Raw genomic sequence first — 15,548 nt, forward strand, 5'->3', positions numbered from 1 at the left:
GCCGCGAGGCGGTCAGAGCGGCTTGATCAGCTTGAAATCGAGACCGTCGGCCTCGGCGAGATGCATCGGCATCCGCACGCGCCCGTTGCAGACGGTAACCCGACCGCGGGCGCCGCTGTAGACGATGTTGCGGCCGGCCGCGAGCAGCGGCCGCATCGCCAGCGAACCAGCCTTGTTCGCAACGGCTTCGAGGAAGCGCAGGCCTTCGTAACTCGATTGCCCCACCGAGCCGATCGGCGGCGCATTCGGCCCGAACATCGCGTGATAACGGCTCTGGAAGTCGTCATTGGCGCGCGCGCCGGTGCCGGTGAAGTAGCCGGAAGCGCAGAACATGTTCTCGCTGTTGTCGGCGCCGATGCCGAGTAGCACGGTATCGTCCATCGCGCCCGCGAGCCGCAGCGTCGTGGCGCCTAGCCCACATTCGCCGAAGGCTCGGTTGAAGGTGATGCTGTCGGTACCGATCAGCGAGATCAACACGACATCGGGCTTGGCGGCGCGGATCCGCGCCAGATGCGGCCCGTGATTGTCTTCGCCGAGCGGGACGAACTCTTCGCCGACGACGCGGCCGCCGGTTTCCTTGATGTAGTTCTTCACCGCGCGATGCGATTGCCAGGGCCAAACGTAGTCGCTGCCGATCAGGTACCAGCGTTTGGCCTTCTTGACGTCCGCGAGCCAATGGATGGCGGGGCGGCTCTGCCAGCGCGGCGTCTCGCCGATCGCCATCACGCCGGGCGTGCGCTCGCCGCCCTCGTAGACCGGCGTGTAGATATAGGGAATGCGGTGGCGTGTGGTGACGTCGCGGAGGCCCACGCGAACCGCGCTGGTGTGCAATCCGACGATCAGATCGACCTCGTCGAATGCGATTGCCTGCTCGGCGCGGTCCAGAACCTCATCCAACGGCCCGCCGGCATCGTAGATCGACAGCTCGAGCTCGCGGCCGAGAATGCCGCCGCGCTTGTTGATCTCGGCGACGGCAAGCTGCGCGCTGTTCGTGGCACACGGGCCCCACACGCCAGGCGAGCCGGTGCAGCAGATGAAGCCGCCGACGCGCAGCTTGTTGACGCCGCGGCGCTTGAACAAGGCGTCACCGTGCGGCGACAAGGCACCGCCAGCTGCCGAAGACGACAGATTCCTGAACAGCAAGGACGGCGGTAACGCCGAGCCGCCGTGAGCCGGGAAGTTCACCGTCGCGCGCACGCCAACTCCTGTCTGAGACCAGACCTGAAAGCACATTGAGCAGGCGGCCGCGGCTTCCGCCCTTTTGTTGGGCAATGATCTTATTTTGAAAATATTGAATATTCAAGAATTGAAGTGCATATAGATGCAGCATCGATTGCAAGACATTCACTCATTTGGGTCAAGGCGAAGTCTCAGCCGTGGCAAAATCGCCGAAACAAAATTCCCCAATCACCGAACACCTCGCTTACCTGCTCGCGCAAGCCAACCGGGAAATCAACCGGCAGCTCGAACTGAGGTTGAGCAAGGAGGGCGTGCCGGTCGAGCAATGGCGCATCCTGAAAGTGCTGTCGGACGGCGAGGGCCATTCGATGGGCGAGCTCGCGGACGCCGTGCTGCTCAACCATCCGACGCTCACGAAGATGATCGACCGCATGGTCTCCGACACGCTGGTCTACCGCGTGCAGGACCCGAACGACCGCCGCAAGGTGCTGATGTTCATCTCCGACCGCGGCAAGGTGCTGTGCAAGAAGCTCAACTCGCTCGCGGTCGACCAGGAGGAGCACATCCTGGAGAGCTACGGCGACAAGTCGACGAGCGAGCTCAAGCGGCTGCTGGAGAGCTTGATCGACAGCTCGAATTAGACCTCGTGAAGTGGAGCGTGGCGCCTAGCGAAGCGCACACACACATCTGCCGTTTCAATGCATAGCCAGAGGAAAGCACTCGCGCATCATCGCCAGCACGAGAGGCGATAGCGTTGGCCATTCCATGTCGTCCAGCCCACGGCCTTGTTGCTGACCGGCTTGGCTAGATACCATCTGTTGCCGTCGGCATGGTTGAAGTACACGCCGCCCTGGGTTCCGCTGCGTGGATTTGTCAACTTCACCCATCGCGAGCCATTATCTGAGAAGCGGCCTGACCAGCGTGCTCCCGAAGTGCTGGTGCAAGTGTTGCCGTTGCAGGTTGTCTGACTGTCATCGACGGCGGCCCATTTCATCCGGGCCGGGCGGCCGTCGATGTTGCACGACCATGTTCCGCCCCACCATCCGCCCACTTGGCTCGCAGGTGCGGAACCGCAGGCGTAAAAACTCAGGGCAAGGACACAAAAGGCGGTTGGCAGCGCGCGTTTGGACATTGTCTGGCTCCCAATTTTCAGGCCACGTCTCGTGATTCAATCAAACCACGGATTGAGCTCTGTAGCGGTGATCCAGATCACAATGAGCAGTGGTAAAAAATTGGATGGTCTACCCGAGGGCGTTCGCCGAGACGCGATGCCGCGCTTTGACCATTGGCTCTCCGGGTGAAGAGTTCTTCAGCGACGCAGCCGCGCGAGCGAGTGGCGGCCGGCCATCTGCAGAAGCAGCAGCACTCCGGAGTGATCACAGGAACAGGCGCTGAGGCGGGTTGCCAGATGACTGAAGCGTGCTCAGCCGCGCGTGACGGATAAAGGACCGTCTGACAATTGTGCGCCAGCCATCCTCAATGGCGTGCGCCTACCATTCGTTATGCAACGGAAGACCAGCAGGCATCATATGGATCGAAAGCATTCGACGCCTGGCGAACTCGTGGGCCAAGACAACACCGCGAGTTCGCTGGGTTTTGAGGTCATCGATCAAGCATACCGCCCGTGGCAGTGCTTGTACTTCTTGCCACTACCGCACGGGCAGTCCTCGTTGCGGCCGACCTTGCCCCAGCTCGTCGGGTTCTTCGGGTCGCGCAACGCCGCGTCGGTGGATTGGGCGCCGAGGGTGACGCTGGCGAGAGCCATCTCGTCCTCGCCGGTGTTCGGATCGAACTTGTGCGCCTCCATCGGCGGCAGGACGGGGGCCTCCTGCTCCGGCGGGACGATCTCGACGCGCATCAGCTGCGCCGTGACGGCCTCGCGCAAGTGAGCGCTCATCTCCTGGAAGAGATTGAAGGCTTCGGTCTTGTACTCCTGCAACGGATCGCGCTGGCCGTAGCCGCGCAGACCGATGACCTGGCGCAGATGGTCGAGCATGATCAGGTGCTCGCGCCAGAGATGGTCGAGCGTCTGCAAGAGGATGGTCTTCTCGACGTAACGCATCACGTCGGGACCCCATTGCGCGACCTTGGCCGCCATGTGTTCGTCGGCCTTGGTCTCGATGCGAGTCAGCAGCTCCTCGTCGGCGATGCCCTCTTCCTTGGCCCATTCGTCGACCGGCAGGTCGAGATCGAGCACGCGCTTCAATTCGTCCTTGAGCCCGGCGACGTCCCACTGCTCGGCATAGGCATGCTCGGGCACGTGCTTGGCGACGAGGTCGTCGATGAAGGCGTGGCGCATGTCGGCGACGGTCTCGGCGACGCTCTCGTCCTTCATCAGCTCGACGCGCTGGTCGAAGATCACCTTGCGCTGGTCGTTCTGGACGTTGTCGAACTTGAGCAGGTTCTTGCGGATGTCGAAGTTGCGCGCCTCGACCTTCTGCTGCGCCTTCTCCAGCGCCTTGTTGATCCAGGGATGGATGATGGCCTCGCCCTCTTGCAGGCCGAGACGCTGCAGCATGCTGTCGAGACGGTCCGAGCCGAAGATGCGCATCAGGTCGTCTTCCAGCGACAGGAAGAACTTCGAGCGGCCGGGATCGCCCTGACGGCCGGAACGGCCGCGCAGCTGGTTGTCGATGCGGCGGGATTCGTGGCGCTCGGAGCCGATGATGTAGAGGCCGCCGGGCTTCTTCACGGTCTTGGCAGGCTTGCTTCCCTTGGCCGGCTCGACCTCGACGGTCTCCTCGGCCTTCAGCACGATGTCGCGGAAGTGCTCGATATCGGCCTTGATCTGCTCGATCTTCTTGGCCTTCTCGGCCTCGTCGGTGATATCAGCAGTCTCCTGCTGGATGCGCATCTCCAGCGAGCCGCCGAGCTTGATGTCGGTGCCGCGGCCGGCCATGTTAGTAGCGATCGTGATCGCGCCCGGCACGCCGGCTTCGGCGACGATGTAGGCTTCCTGCTCGTGGAAGCGCGCGTTCAGCACCGCGAACAGTTTCGCCGGCTTGCCGGCGCGGGCGGCGGCATAGAGCTTGTCGAGCGCGCCCTCCTTGCCGAAATCGATCTGCTTGTAGCCGTTCTTCTTGAGGAATTCGGCGAGCACCTCCGACTTCTCGATCGAGGCGGTACCGACCAGCACCGGCTGCAGGCGCGCATTGGCGCGCTCGATCTCGGCGAGGATGGCCTGATATTTTTCCTTCTGGGTCCGATAGACCTCGTCGTCCTCGTCGAGGCGCGCGATCGACAGATTGGTCGGGATCTCCACGACCTCGAGCTTGTAGATGTCGAACAATTCGTCCGCTTCGGTCGCGGCGGTGCCGGTCATGCCCGCCAGCTTCTCGTACATGCGGAAGTAGTTCTGGAAGGTGATCGAGGCCAGCGTCTGGTTCTCGGGCTGGACCTGGACGTGCTCCTTGGCTTCCAGCGCCTGATGCAGGCCTTCCGAATAGCGGCGGCCCGGCATCATGCGGCCGGTGAACTCGTCGATGATGACGACTTCGCCGTCGCGGACGATGTAGTCCTTGTCGCGCGTGAACAGCGTGTGAGCGCGCAGGGCCTGGTTGATGTGGTGCACGACGGAGACGTTCTCGACGTCGTAGAGCGACTCGCCCTTGAGCTGGCCGGCATCGCGCAGCAGCGTCTCGATCTTCTCCATGCCGCCTTCGGTCAGCGTCACCGTGCGCTGCTTCTCGTCGACCTCGTAGTCGGTCTTGTCGAGCCTCGGCAGGAAGCCGTCGATGGTGTTGTAGAAGTCGGAGCGGTCGTCGAGCGGGCCGGAGATGATCAGCGGCGTGCGCGCCTCGTCGATCAGGATGGAGTCGACCTCGTCGACGATGGCGAAGAAGTGCGGCCGCTGGACCATGTCCTCGAGCCGGTACTTCATGTTGTCGCGCAGATAGTCGAAGCCGTATTCGTTGTTGGTGCCGTAGGTGATGTCGCAGGCATAGGCCGCCTTGCGCTCGGCATCGTCGAGGCCGTGCACGATCACGCCGGTGGTCATGCCGAGGAAGCCGTAGATCTGGCCCATCCAGCCGGAGTCGCGGCGGGCGAGGTAGTCGTTGACGGTGACGACGTGGACGCCTTTGCCGGCGAGCGCGTTCAGATACACCGCGAGCGTCGCGACCAGCGTTTTGCCTTCGCCGGTCTTCATCTCGGCGATGTCGCCCTCGTGCAGCACCATGCCGCCGATCAGCTGGACGTCGAAATGGCGCTGGCCGAGCGTGCGCTTGGCGGCCTCGCGCACGGTGGCGAAGGCCGGGACGAGGAGATCGTCCAGCGTCTTGCCGTTCGCGAGCTGCTGCTTGAATTCCGCGGTGCGGGCCTTGAGCGCCTCGTCGGAGAGCTTCGAGACCTCGGGCTCCAGCGCATTGATCGCGTTGACGCGGGACTGATATCCCTTCACCCGCCGGTCGTTGGCGGAGCCGAAAAACTTGCGGGCGAGCGCGCCGATCATGCCTGGTTCCTGTGTTCGCGATTCAACCGCGTTGGGCCTAAGAAGTTGTCACCCGCCCGCCTATCAACTCACCGTGACGCTTCGCGGCGTCAGAGCCCGGACTGCGGGGGACATCCGCCATATGGGTGGGAATTGGGCAAGTCTGGGTTCAACGGCCAAAAACGCAGCAAAATAAACGCCATCGCCATGGTCGCGACCGCGCAGAGATATGGCCCGGTCGGGGCCTTGTCAACGGCGGGCGCAGTGCGGCTAATTCATCATTTTGACAGACTTTTCGCGTTGCCAAGCCCCCCTGATTGGGCGAGTGTCCGCCCCGCTCGAGCAGCCCCCTGCTTCAACATAAGGATTTTCCATGACCACCTCGTTCCCGGCAACCCAGCGCTTCCGCTCCGCGTCCGCCCTGGCTGGCAGCCTCGCTCTGGCGCTGTCCCTGGCGTTTGCGGGCCCGCTCCGGGCCGCCGATGATCCGGTGCTGGCGAAGGTCAATGGCGCAGAAATCAAGAAGAGCGACGTCACCATGGCCGAGGAGGAACTCGGGCCGAGCCTTGCCCAGATGGACCCGGCGACCAAGGACGAGAACGTCCTGTCGTTCCTGATCGACATGAAGATCGTCAGCAAGGCTGCCGAAGACAAGAAGATCGCCGACGGCGAGGAGTTCAAGAAGCGCCTGGCATTCGCCCGCAACCGGCTTCTGATGGACAGCCTGCTCGCCAGCGAGGGCAAGGCCGCGACCACGCCGGACGCCATGAAGAAGGTCTATGAGGAGGCCGCCAAGCAGATCACCGGCGAGCAGGAGGTGCGCGCCCGCCACATCCTGGTCGAAACCGAGGACGAGGCCAAGGCGGTGAAGGCCGAGCTCGGGAAGGGGGCCGATTTCGCCGAGCTCGCCAAGAAGAAGTCCAAGGACCCCGGCTCCGCCGATGGCGGCGACCTCGGCTTCTTCACCAAGGAGCAGATGGTGCCGGAATTCTCGGCCGTGGCCTTCTCGCTGGAGCCCGGCAAGATCTCCGACCCCGTGAAGTCGCAGTTCGGCTGGCACATCATCAAGGTCGAGGAAAAGCGCAACCGCAAGGCGCCCGATTTCGAGCAGGTCAAGGCCCAGATCGAGCAGTACGTGACCCGCAAGGCCCAGGCCGAGTATGTCGCCAAGCTGCGTACCGAAGCCAAGGTCGAGCGGCTGGACCAGCCGGCGGCGGATGCGTCGAAGGACGCCAAGCCGGATGCGAAGCCGTCCGACAGCAAGATGGCGCCGCCGGCGAAGAAGTAAGAATTCGCTGTCACTTCGCGGACGCCAAGTATATCTAACGTCGCAATGGCCGGGGCTCCCCCGGCCATCTGCATGTCCAGACCCTACCAAGGCGCCCGCGATGTCCTCCTCCGTCTCTCCGCTCGCCCCCAAAACCGTCCCTGATATGCCCGTGATCGCGGGCATCCGTCTGGCGACGGCTGAAGCCGGCATCCGCTACAAGAACCGTACCGACGTGCTGCTCGCGGTGATGGACAAGGGCACTGCCGTCGCCGGCGTCTTCACCAGGTCGAAGTGCCCCTCGGCTCCGGTGGAATGGTGCCGCGCCAAGCTGAAGGGCGGCAAGGCGCGCGCGCTGGTGGTCAATTCCGGCAATGCCAACGCCTTCACCGGCAAGACCGGCCGCGCCTCCACCGCGCTGACGGCGAAGATCGCGGCCAAGGCGGTCGGCTGCAGCGAGAGCGAGATCTTCCTGGCCTCGACCGGGGTGATCGGCGAGCCGCTGGATGCCACCAAGTTCGACGGCGTGCTCGGCCGCCTCGCCGAAGCCGCCGAGCCCGGCGATTACCTCGCCGCGGCCAAGGCGATCATGACCACCGACACCTTCCCGAAAGTGGCGACCGCGACAGTCAAGCTCGGTAAGGCCAAGGTCACCATCAACGGCATGGCCAAGGGCGCCGGCATGATCGCGCCCGACATGGCGACGATGCTGTCCTTCATCTTCACTGACGCGCCGATCGCGCCCGCCGCGCTGCAGGCGCTGCTCAAGAGCGGCGTCGAGGACACGTTCAACGCCGTGACCATCGACGGCGACACCTCGACATCGGATACGCTGCTGGCCTTCGCCACCGGCGCCGCCGCTGAGCACGGCGCGCCAAAGATCAGCCGCGCCAGCGACCCGCGCCTGAAGGCCTTCGTCAAGGCGTTCAACCAGGTGCTCGCCAATCTCGCCGAGCAGGTCGCCCGCGACGGCGAAGGCGCGCGCAAGCTGGTCGAGATCACCGTGGAGGGCGCCAAGACCAAGGCCTCGGCTCGCAAGATCGCGATGTCGATCGCGAACTCGCCGCTGGTGAAGACCGCGATCGCCGGCGAGGATGCCAATTGGGGCCGCGTGGTGATGGCCGTCGGCAAGGCCGGCGAGCCGGCCGATCGCGACAAGCTGTCGATCTCGTTCAACGGCATCCGCGTCGCCAAGCGCGGGGCGCGCGATCCCGATTATGACGAAGCGCAGGTGTCGGAAGCGATGAAGGCGCCGGAGATTGCGATTCTGGTCTCGCTCGGCCTCGGCAAAGGCCGCGACCGCGTCATGACCTGCGACCTCACCAAGGAATATGTGGCGATCAACGGGGACTACAGGTCGTAGGTCTTCTCCCTCTCCCCGTTCTTACGGGGAGAGGTGAGCGCCATCATCCGGAGATCCGCGCGTCCGCGACCGCCTTCTTGAACAGCGCGTTCATGGCGTCCGCGATGCCTTGCGTCGGGCTGACCTCGAAATACAGGCCCGGCGAAGCGCAGCTCTGCATGTTCTGTGCGATCTGGCTGTTCGGCGACGGGCCATAGGGGCCGGCATTGAACGGATCGATCCACTTCATGTACCAGGGGTTGGTCGGCAGCGCGAGATACGTCGTGTACAACACCGCGACCTTGACGCCGCGATCCTTCATCGTCTTGCAAAGCGCAGGGTTGAGCGGCGACTGGCACCGCGTGCTGCCCGAGAGCGGTTTCAGGCATCCGGTGTTGCTCTCATCGGCCACGCCATCGGACACGAAGAACAGGTATTTGAGCGGACTGGCCGACGTGCCGCTTCCGGGGGAGCTGATCTCGCCGTTGATCGCAGGAAAGACCGCAGTGAATGGGGTATCTTGATCGTGATTCTCGTTCTGGCCGTTCACCGACATCAAGTCGATCTTGCCGGCCGCCGCCTTGGCGCTGGAGAGAGAGGCCGACAACGAAAACAGACTGCGCAGGCCGAGCGAACTTGCAGAGCCGCCGAAATCATAGATCGCCATTCTGAACTGGTTTGAATAGGTCTCGGTGGCGTTTGCCGTATCCATCAAGGACTCGGTGGCGCTCCGAAGCACGTCGATCCGGGTGGTCACGCCAAGCTTCTTGGCAAGGTCGTAATAGTTGTTCTTGTCCTTGAGATCGTGGCAGGCGAAAGCGCACTTGTCTGACGTGTTGTTGACCATCTTCTGCACGTCGGCCGGGGTCGCACCGACGCCCATCGACGGCGAATTGTCCAGCAGCAGGTAGAAATCGATATAGAGCGGCATGCTGGCCGTCGCCTTCGACGTGCCGCTCAACGTCAGCACCGACTTGCCGATCACGCCGAGGAACATGGTGTTCAAAGTTGCGGTGAACGAAACCGTCGCGGTGACGGTCGAGCCGGATTTGACCACGGTCGGTGTGAGGCCGGTCAGCGTGTAGCCGGACTGACTGGTGCGATTGGCATTGAAGATGTTCGTGGCGTCCGTGACGCCGACCGAAATCGAGCCGTCCGCAGTCATGTTGCCGGCGGCCTTGAAGGCGGGCGAAGCCTTGGCGATCGAGCCGACACTGGCGGCATCCGCCGCGGCCTGAAGCTTGGACCGGATCAGCGTCGCGCGCGAATAGTCGATGGCGCAGCCGACCGCACTGATCAGGGGAACGCAGGCGAGTGCGAAAATCACTGCGATATTGCCGCGCCGGTCGTCAACGAACCGGCGGAGGAGAGCCGAAAGCGCAGCGCGCATGAGGTGGCCTGGAGTGGTTTAAAGAGTTCCCACTCTAGGAACTGCGGATTAAATATGACTTATGGTGACCTTGGAAACGTAGACTGCAACGAGGTTAACAAACCGTTGCAAACGATCTCAGCGAGCGACAGACGCGCATGGCCGATCTCAAACTGACACTGGTGGTGGCCTGCGCGCTCGTCGACGCCGACAAACGCGTCCTGATCGCGCAGCGCCCGGAAGGAAAGGCCCTGGCCGGCCTGTGGGAATTCCCCGGCGGCAAGCTCGAGCCGGGCGAGCGGCCGGAGCAGAGCCTGATCCGGGAGCTTCATGAGGAGCTCGGCATCGACGTCGCCGAGCCGTGCCTCGCGCCGCTGACCTTCGCCAGCTACGGTTACGAGACCTTCCATCTGCTGATGCCGCTCTATATCTGCCGGCGCTGGGAGGGGTTGGTCACCGCACGCGAGGGCCAGAACCTTGCCTGGGTCCGCGCCAACAAACTGCGCGACTATCCGATGCCGCCCGCGGACATTCCGCTGATCCCGCATCTGATCGATTTGTTGATGTGAGGTCGAAGGGTACCGCTCTCTGGCGTCATGCCCGGGCTTGTCCCGGCCATCCACGGCCTTCTTGCCAGCCCGAAAGACGTGGATGGCCGGACAAGCCCGGCCATGACGGAAGAGAGAGATCACTCCTTCCCCGCCTTCTTCACCGCCTCCGCTAGGCTCGCTTTCGCCGACCCCGGCTTCAGCGGCTGCTGCTGGCTCGCATGCGGGGCCCAGCCCGAGAGCCAGACGATGTCGAAGGTCGCGCGGATGCGGCCGTCGGCATCGGCAAAACGCTCGGCGTAGATCTCGGCCATGCGCAGCAGCGTCGCGCGGCGCGTCGGTGTCCGCCGCCGCTCGATCAGCACGTTGGCCGCACCCATGCGGCGGAGATCCTGCATCAAGGCGAACGCATTGGCATAGCGCACCACGACACGGTCGACGTCGGTCACCGGCAGCGCAAAGCCCGCCCGCTGCAATAGCGCACCAATGTCGCGAAGGTCAGCGAACGGCGCCACGCGCGGCGACACACCGCCCTCGCATTCGGCTTCCGCCGCGGCAAAGGCCTGCCGCAGCTCGGTGAGGCTGTCGCCGCCGATCATGGCAGCAAGCAGCAGCCCGTCCGGCTTGAGTGCCCGGCGGATTTGCGCGAGCACGCCCGGCAGGTCGTTGACGTATTGCAGCGCCAGCGCCGAGACGACGAGATCGAGGCTCTCAGGCGCGAGGGGCAACTTCTCCGCGCCGGCCGCGTCGAGCGCGATGTGTTCGATGGAGGGAAGCCGCGTGCGCAACGCCGCCAGTCCCGCGCCGGGCGTCCAGAGGTCGGCGGGAGCGTGAAACTCCCGCATCACCGCTGCCAAGCGGTCGGACATGTCCTCGGCGACCCGCTCGAGCAGGAATGTGACCGCGCCTTGGGCCTGGGCGCGCTGCTGCCGCCTCTGCAGCAAGGCACGATCAAACAAGGCGGGCGGGATTTGAGCGGTCCGGACCATGCCGCTGGTTACGCCGATCTCCACAGTTCTGGCAATCCGCTGCGTGCAGCGTTAGCCTCCCCACATGGAAGCCGACGCTCCCCCCATCCGTTCCATCGCCGCACCGCTGCGGAGCGCGTGGACGGCCGGCCGCCACGTGCTGGCGCGGGCGGCGCGGCTCGCGCTCGACATCGCCCTGCCGACACAGTGCGTATCGTGCCGGGAGCCGGTTGATGGCGAGGGCGTTTGCGCTTCCTGCTGGGCGCGGCTGTCGTTCATCGAGCGGCCCTATTGCCCGCGGCTCGGCATTCCCTTCGTCTACGACCCCGGCCCCGAGATGCTGTCGATGGAGGCGATCGCGAGCCCGCCGGCTTACCAGCGCGCTCGCGCGGCGGTGCGCTACGACGACGTCGCGCGCACGCTGGTGCATGCGCTGAAATATCAGGACCGTACCGATCTGGCACCGGCCATGGGCCGTTGGATGGCGCGCGCGGGCCGCGAGTTGCTGACCGGCGCCGACATGCTGGTGCCCGTGCCCCTGCATTGGCGGCGGGCCTGGCGGCGCCGTTACAACCAGTCCGGCGCGCTCGCGCGTGTCATCGAGCGGCAGAGCGGGATCAAGGTGCGGGGCGACGTGCTGCGGCGGGTGCGCGCCACCGAGCAGCAGATCGGCCTGTCGCGGGCCCAGCGCGCCACCAATGTGCAAGGCGCATTCCAGGTATCTCCCGACCGTCAGGCCGAGATCCAGGGCCGCCGCGTTGTCCTGATCGACGATGTCCTGACGTCAGGGGCTACGCTCGACACCTGCGCGCGGGCCCTGCTCCGCGCCAAGGCGGCCCAGGTCGACGTGCTGGTCTTTGCCCGGGTTGTCGAGAGCGGGCCCCGTCCCATATAATTCAATGAATTCATGACATGAGAGCGCCAGACGAATGACTGCTGCTGTCGAGATCTACACCCGGCCGGGCTGCGGCTATTGTTCCGCCGCCAAGTCACTGCTGACCCGCAAGAAGGCGACCTTCACCGAATTCGACGTCGCCAAGAACCCGTCCTGGCGCCAGGAAATGTACGGCCGCGCCGGCCAGGGCTCGACCTTTCCGCAGATCTGGATCGGCGGCACCCATGTCGGCGGCTGTGACGACCTCTATGCACTCGATCGCGAAGGCAAGCTCGATGGCATGCTCGAAAGCGTGAAGGCGGTATCATGAGCGAGAACCGCACGTTCACGGCCGCCATGGTGCAGATGCGCACCGGCCTGATGCCCGGGCCGAGCCTCGAGCAGGCTACGAAGCTGATCCGGCAGGCTGCGGCCGATGGCGCCGACTACGTGCAGACGCCCGAAGTGAGCAACATGATGCAGCTGAACCGCAAGTCGCTGTTCGAGCATCTCCAGAGCGAAGAGGACGACGCCTCGCTGAAGGCCTACCGGGCGCTCGCGGCGGAGCTGAAGATTCACCTCCATGTCGGCTCGCTGGCGCTGCGCTTCTCGCCGGAGAAGGCGGTCAACCGTTCCTTCCTGATCGGGCCCGAGGGCAACGTGCTCGCGAGCTACGACAAGATCCACATGTTCGACATCGAGCTGCCGGACGGCGAGAGCTATCGCGAATCCGCCAATTACCAGCCGGGCGAGACCGCCGTGATCTCGGATCTGCCCTGGGGCCGCATCGGCTTGACGATCTGCTACGATGTGCGCTTCCCGGCGCTGTACCGTGCGCTCGCAGAAAGCGGCGCCTATTTCATCACCGTGCCGTCCGCCTTCACCCGCAAGACCGGTGAAGCGCATTGGCACGTGCTGCTGCGAGCCCGTGCAATCGAGACCGGCTGCTTCGTCTTCGCCGCGGCGCAGGCCGGCACCCACGAGAACAAGCGCGAGACCTACGGGCATTCGCTGATCGTCGATCCTTGGGGCGAGATCCTCGCCGAAGGCGATGTCGAGCCGGGCATCATCATGGCTAGGATCGACCCGGCCAAGGTCGAGACCGCGCGCCGGGCGATTCCCTCGCTCCAGCACGGCCGCCGCTTCGGCGTCTCCGATCCCAAGGCCGGGCCGGACCATTTGCACCTCGTGCGGGGCTCGGCATGATCCGCTACGCGCTCCACTGCGACCGCAATCACGCCTTCGAAAGTTGGTTCCAGAGCTCGTCGGCCTATGATTCGCAGGTGAAGCGCAAGCTCGTGACCTGCCCGATCTGCGGCTCAGCCAAGGTCGACAAGGCGATCATGGCGCCGCGCATCGTCGGCAAGAAGGGGCGCGGCCGCGCCACGCCGCCGCCGGAGCCCGTGGCCGCGACCACACCCGAGGCTGCGCCGTCAGGGCCGACCTCGCTGCTGATGGCGCAGGAGCGCGAGCTGCGCGCCAAGCTGAAAGAGCTGCGCGACCACATCGTCAAGAACGCGGACAATGTCGGTGAGCGCTTCGCCAACGAAGCCCGCGCCATGCATTACGGCGACAAGGAGCACCGCCCAATCTATGGCGAAGCCTCGCCCGAAGAGGCGAAGTCGCTGATCGACGAAGGCATCGAGGTCTCACCGCTGCCGACGCTGCCGGAAGACCGGAATTAAGCTCCCACCAGCACAGCGACGCCCAGGACAATCAGCGCAATGCCTGCAAGCTCGCGCGGCGCGATCGGCTGCTTGAACGAGTAATACGCCACGGCTTGCGCGAACAGCACCTCGATCAGCGCGAGTGTGCGGACGTTGGCGGCCGCCGTCAGTGCAAAGGCGAGGAACCAGAATTGCGAAGCGAAGGCGCCGATGAAGCCCGCGAGCATCGACGGTCGCCATAACCTGAGGATTCCTCGCAGCACGTCCGGCGCGCGCCAGAGCAGGTAGATCGTCAGCACCACCGTCTGCACGAACAGGCCGAGCGCCAGCGTAATTGACGCCGCGGTCACGAAGGACACGTCGGGCACATTGATGATGGCGCCGCGAAAGCCGACCGCTGACAGCGCGAAGGCCGCCGCGGCAACGAGGCCGGTGATGGTCGGCTTCAGCTCGGCAAAGCTCTTGTCGCCGCCGGGGCGGAGCGCGGTGATGACGACGCCGACGGTGGCGATCATGATCGCGAGCACCTTCAGCCAGGTCAGGTGATCGCCGAGGAAGACGAAGCCGAATATCGCGGTCTGGATCGCCTCGGTCTTCAGGTAGGCCGTCGTCACGACAAACGAGCGGTCGTTCATCGCGAGCAGCATCAGCCCGGTGGCGACGATCTGGCTGAGCGCGCCCAACAGCAGCCATGGCCAGAACACGGCTGGCGGCGGGCTCAGATGATCGCCGGTCGCGAGCAGCACCAGCCCCAGGAACAGCAGCGAGAACGGAAAGCCGAACAGGAAGCGGATATTGGTCGCGCCCCAGGTCCCCAGCGGCTTCGTCAACGACCGCTGCATCGCATTGCGCGCGACCTGCCCGAGCGCGGCAACGATGGTGAAGGGAATCCAGAGGCTGGCGATGGTGAACATGGGGTGGCGGGCGCGAGGATCCGGGCCAACGTGCCGCTAGCGGTGGAGCAGGTCAATCACACGGATGTCATGGGTGCGATGCTCTCGCACAAACTCGGTGCCTGCGAACGCAGGGACGACGGTTGTGATGTGGCGTCTGCCTAAATCTGCGGCTTGGCCGTCGCGCCGCCATACCGTCGGCGATAGATCCACATCCCCACGCCCAGCACGATCGCAACCCCTGCAACGGTCAGCATCCAGATGTGCTTGCCGACATGCGCATGATGATGCAGCCCGGCATATTCATGCAGGGCCGACACGGCCAAGACGCCCGGCAGCACATGGGCGGGCGCCCAGGCCAGGATCGCCGGGATGTTCACGGCATAGAATTTCGTGGGCGCCATGCCCAGCGCGCCGGCGGTCACGGGCACGAAGGCGCGGATCGGCGGCACGAAGCGGGCGAAGAACACGGCCCAGGTGCCGAAGCGGTTGAAGAAGTTTTCGCTCTCCGCGACCACGCGTGGATAATTGGTCAGCGGCCAGGTGTTGAGGATCTCGCGCTGCCGCCTGTGCCCGATCCAATAGGCCGACCCGTCGCCGAGGACGGCACCCGTTGCGGCCGCCAAGAGCACCCATGGCAACTGCAATTCGCCGCCGGGGACCAGGGCGCTCAGCGCCAGGATGATGGTCGAGCCGGGGATCACCGATCCCACCACCGGAACGGCTTCGAGCAGCGCCGCCAGGAACAGCGTCAGATAGGCCAGCCACGCATGGGCGGAAACGAAGGCGATGAGGGGATCGAGAAAGGACGTCACGTCGTCTCTTGAGGGGCTGGAGCATGAGGGCTTCGGACCTTACATAAGTAACTGCATACGGCCAAAGTACCATTCGCATGGATTGGGCGCGACCCGCCCGAATTTCGGCGTGATTCGCAAGGCAGCCCTCCAAAAACTGCGTTCCTTGCCTATCTAAATGAAAAGACAACGGAACTTTGATTGGTGGGCGGGCTTCT

16 protein-coding genes are annotated in these 15,548 nt (G+C 64.5%); 8 read left to right on the forward strand and 8 right to left on the reverse strand.

Features of this window, described 5'->3' with window-relative positions; all coding sequences use genetic code 11:
• Positions 1-12: 12 nt before the first annotated feature.
• Both I6F09_RS31935 and I6F09_RS31940 read right to left on the reverse strand, forming a co-directional pair.
• Positions 13-1,197: a substrate-binding domain-containing protein gene (locus I6F09_RS31935; protein WP_225189827.1), complete on the reverse strand. Its 1,185-nt coding sequence runs from the start codon at positions 1,195-1,197 to the stop codon at positions 13-15.
• Entirely contained in the window at positions 1,085-1,339 is a 255-nt protein-coding gene (locus I6F09_RS31940; RefSeq protein ID WP_162130848.1) for a hypothetical protein, read from the reverse strand. Before I6F09_RS31940 ends, I6F09_RS31935 begins: the two co-directional genes overlap by 113 nt.
• Before the next feature lie 37 nt (positions 1,340-1,376).
• On the opposite strand from I6F09_RS31940, the gene I6F09_RS31945 reads away from it, so the two are divergent.
• Entirely contained in the window at positions 1,377-1,820 is a 444-nt protein-coding gene (locus tag I6F09_RS31945; RefSeq protein WP_225189828.1) for a MarR family transcriptional regulator, read from the forward strand.
• Positions 1,821-1,906: 86 nt separating this feature from the next.
• Here the strand turns inward: I6F09_RS31945 and I6F09_RS31950 are convergent, their stop codons facing one another.
• A complete protein-coding gene (locus I6F09_RS31950; protein WP_225189829.1) occupies positions 1,907-2,311 on the reverse strand; it encodes a DUF6006 family protein in 405 nt (134 codons plus the stop codon).
• Between the two features lie 477 nt (positions 2,312-2,788).
• Positions 2,789-5,629, reverse strand: a complete 2,841-nt coding sequence (secA, locus tag I6F09_RS31955) for a preprotein translocase subunit SecA (RefSeq protein WP_109141738.1) — start codon at positions 5,627-5,629, stop codon at positions 2,789-2,791.
• Between the two features lie 352 nt (positions 5,630-5,981).
• Between secA and I6F09_RS31960 the strand changes: the two genes are divergently transcribed.
• Entirely contained in the window at positions 5,982-6,896 is a 915-nt protein-coding gene (locus tag I6F09_RS31960) for a peptidylprolyl isomerase (protein WP_225148475.1), read from the forward strand.
• A gap of 100 nt (positions 6,897-6,996) precedes the next feature.
• Positions 6,997-8,238 carry a bifunctional glutamate N-acetyltransferase/amino-acid acetyltransferase ArgJ gene (gene argJ / locus I6F09_RS31965; protein ID WP_036014660.1) on the forward strand — a complete coding sequence of 414 codons (1,242 nt, stop codon included), beginning with the start codon at positions 6,997-6,999 and terminating at the stop codon, positions 8,236-8,238.
• A 43-nt stretch (positions 8,239-8,281) separates the two neighbouring features.
• Here the strand turns inward: argJ and I6F09_RS31970 are convergent, their stop codons facing one another.
• A complete protein-coding gene (locus tag I6F09_RS31970; RefSeq protein ID WP_225189830.1) occupies positions 8,282-9,607 on the reverse strand; it encodes a TadE/TadG family type IV pilus assembly protein in 1,326 nt (441 codons plus the stop codon).
• 137 nt (positions 9,608-9,744) lie between these two features.
• Between I6F09_RS31970 and I6F09_RS31975 the strand changes: the two genes are divergently transcribed.
• Positions 9,745-10,155 carry a (deoxy)nucleoside triphosphate pyrophosphohydrolase gene (locus I6F09_RS31975; protein ID WP_225113640.1) on the forward strand — a complete coding sequence of 137 codons (411 nt, stop codon included), beginning with the start codon at positions 9,745-9,747 and terminating at the stop codon, positions 10,153-10,155.
• A gap of 119 nt (positions 10,156-10,274) precedes the next feature.
• On the opposite strand, the gene I6F09_RS31980 is transcribed toward I6F09_RS31975, so the two are convergent.
• Complete coding sequence (locus tag I6F09_RS31980) at positions 10,275-11,123, reverse strand: methyltransferase domain-containing protein (protein WP_109141735.1); 849 nt, start codon at positions 11,121-11,123, stop codon at positions 10,275-10,277.
• 64 nt (positions 11,124-11,187) lie between these two features.
• Here I6F09_RS31980 and I6F09_RS31985 point away from each other — a divergent pair, with 64 nt between their 5' ends.
• Genes I6F09_RS31985 through I6F09_RS32000 form a run of 4 tightly spaced genes read left to right on the forward strand, consistent with a single transcriptional unit; the run spans position 11,188 to position 13,661 of the window.
• The gene (locus tag I6F09_RS31985; protein WP_225189831.1) at positions 11,188-11,997 is read left to right on the forward strand and encodes a ComF family protein; all 810 of its coding nucleotides are present in this window, start codon (positions 11,188-11,190) and stop codon (positions 11,995-11,997) included.
• Positions 11,998-12,031: 34 nt separating this feature from the next.
• The gene (gene grxC, locus I6F09_RS31990) at positions 12,032-12,307 is read left to right on the forward strand and encodes a glutaredoxin 3 (protein ID WP_036026245.1); all 276 of its coding nucleotides are present in this window, start codon (positions 12,032-12,034) and stop codon (positions 12,305-12,307) included.
• On the forward strand, positions 12,304-13,182 hold the full coding sequence (locus I6F09_RS31995; RefSeq protein WP_225189832.1) for a carbon-nitrogen hydrolase family protein: 879 nt from the start codon (positions 12,304-12,306) through the stop codon (positions 13,180-13,182). Before grxC ends, I6F09_RS31995 begins: the two co-directional genes overlap by 4 nt.
• Positions 13,179-13,661, forward strand: coding sequence for a DUF1178 family protein (locus I6F09_RS32000; RefSeq protein WP_036014648.1), 483 nt, complete (start codon positions 13,179-13,181; stop codon positions 13,659-13,661). The genes I6F09_RS31995 and I6F09_RS32000 overlap by 4 nt, the downstream gene beginning before the upstream one ends.
• Here the strand turns inward: I6F09_RS32000 and I6F09_RS32005 are convergent.
• A complete protein-coding gene (locus I6F09_RS32005; protein WP_225189833.1) occupies positions 13,658-14,557 on the reverse strand; it encodes an EamA family transporter in 900 nt (299 codons plus the stop codon). The two genes, I6F09_RS32000 and I6F09_RS32005, sit on opposite strands and share 4 nt — an antisense overlap.
• Before the next feature lie 140 nt (positions 14,558-14,697).
• A complete protein-coding gene (locus tag I6F09_RS32010; RefSeq protein ID WP_225189834.1) occupies positions 14,698-15,351 on the reverse strand; it encodes a DedA family protein in 654 nt (217 codons plus the stop codon).
• Positions 15,352-15,548: the final 197 nt, after the last annotated feature.

The organism is Bradyrhizobium sp. IC3195 (assembly GCF_020193585.1).
Taxonomy (GTDB): Bacteria; Pseudomonadota; Alphaproteobacteria; order Rhizobiales; family Xanthobacteraceae; genus Bradyrhizobium; species Bradyrhizobium yuanmingense.

Excerpts from the sequence above, each read along its gene's own strand:
- I6F09_RS31950 (WP_225189829.1), bottom strand. The coding sequence starts at position 2,311 with ATGTCCAAACGCGCGCTGCCAACCGCCTTTTGTGTCCTTGCCCTGAGT.
- secA (WP_109141738.1), bottom strand. The coding sequence starts at position 5,629 with ATGATCGGCGCGCTCGCCCGCAAGTTTTTCGGCTCCGCCAACGACCGG.
- I6F09_RS31960 (WP_225148475.1), top strand. The coding sequence starts at position 5,982 with ATGACCACCTCGTTCCCGGCAACCCAGCGCTTCCGCTCCGCGTCCGCC.
- argJ (WP_036014660.1), top strand. The coding sequence starts at position 6,997 with ATGTCCTCCTCCGTCTCTCCGCTCGCCCCCAAAACCGTCCCTGATATG.
- I6F09_RS31970 (WP_225189830.1), bottom strand. The coding sequence starts at position 9,607 with ATGCGCGCTGCGCTTTCGGCTCTCCTCCGCCGGTTCGTTGACGACCGG.
- I6F09_RS31975 (WP_225113640.1), top strand. The coding sequence starts at position 9,745 with ATGGCCGATCTCAAACTGACACTGGTGGTGGCCTGCGCGCTCGTCGAC.
- I6F09_RS31980 (WP_109141735.1), bottom strand. The coding sequence starts at position 11,123 with ATGGTCCGGACCGCTCAAATCCCGCCCGCCTTGTTTGATCGTGCCTTG.
- I6F09_RS31985 (WP_225189831.1), top strand. The coding sequence starts at position 11,188 with ATGGAAGCCGACGCTCCCCCCATCCGTTCCATCGCCGCACCGCTGCGG.
- grxC (WP_036026245.1), top strand. The coding sequence starts at position 12,032 with ATGACTGCTGCTGTCGAGATCTACACCCGGCCGGGCTGCGGCTATTGT.
- I6F09_RS31995 (WP_225189832.1), top strand. The coding sequence starts at position 12,304 with ATGAGCGAGAACCGCACGTTCACGGCCGCCATGGTGCAGATGCGCACC.
- I6F09_RS32000 (WP_036014648.1), top strand. The coding sequence starts at position 13,179 with ATGATCCGCTACGCGCTCCACTGCGACCGCAATCACGCCTTCGAAAGT.
- I6F09_RS32005 (WP_225189833.1), bottom strand. The coding sequence starts at position 14,557 with ATGTTCACCATCGCCAGCCTCTGGATTCCCTTCACCATCGTTGCCGCG.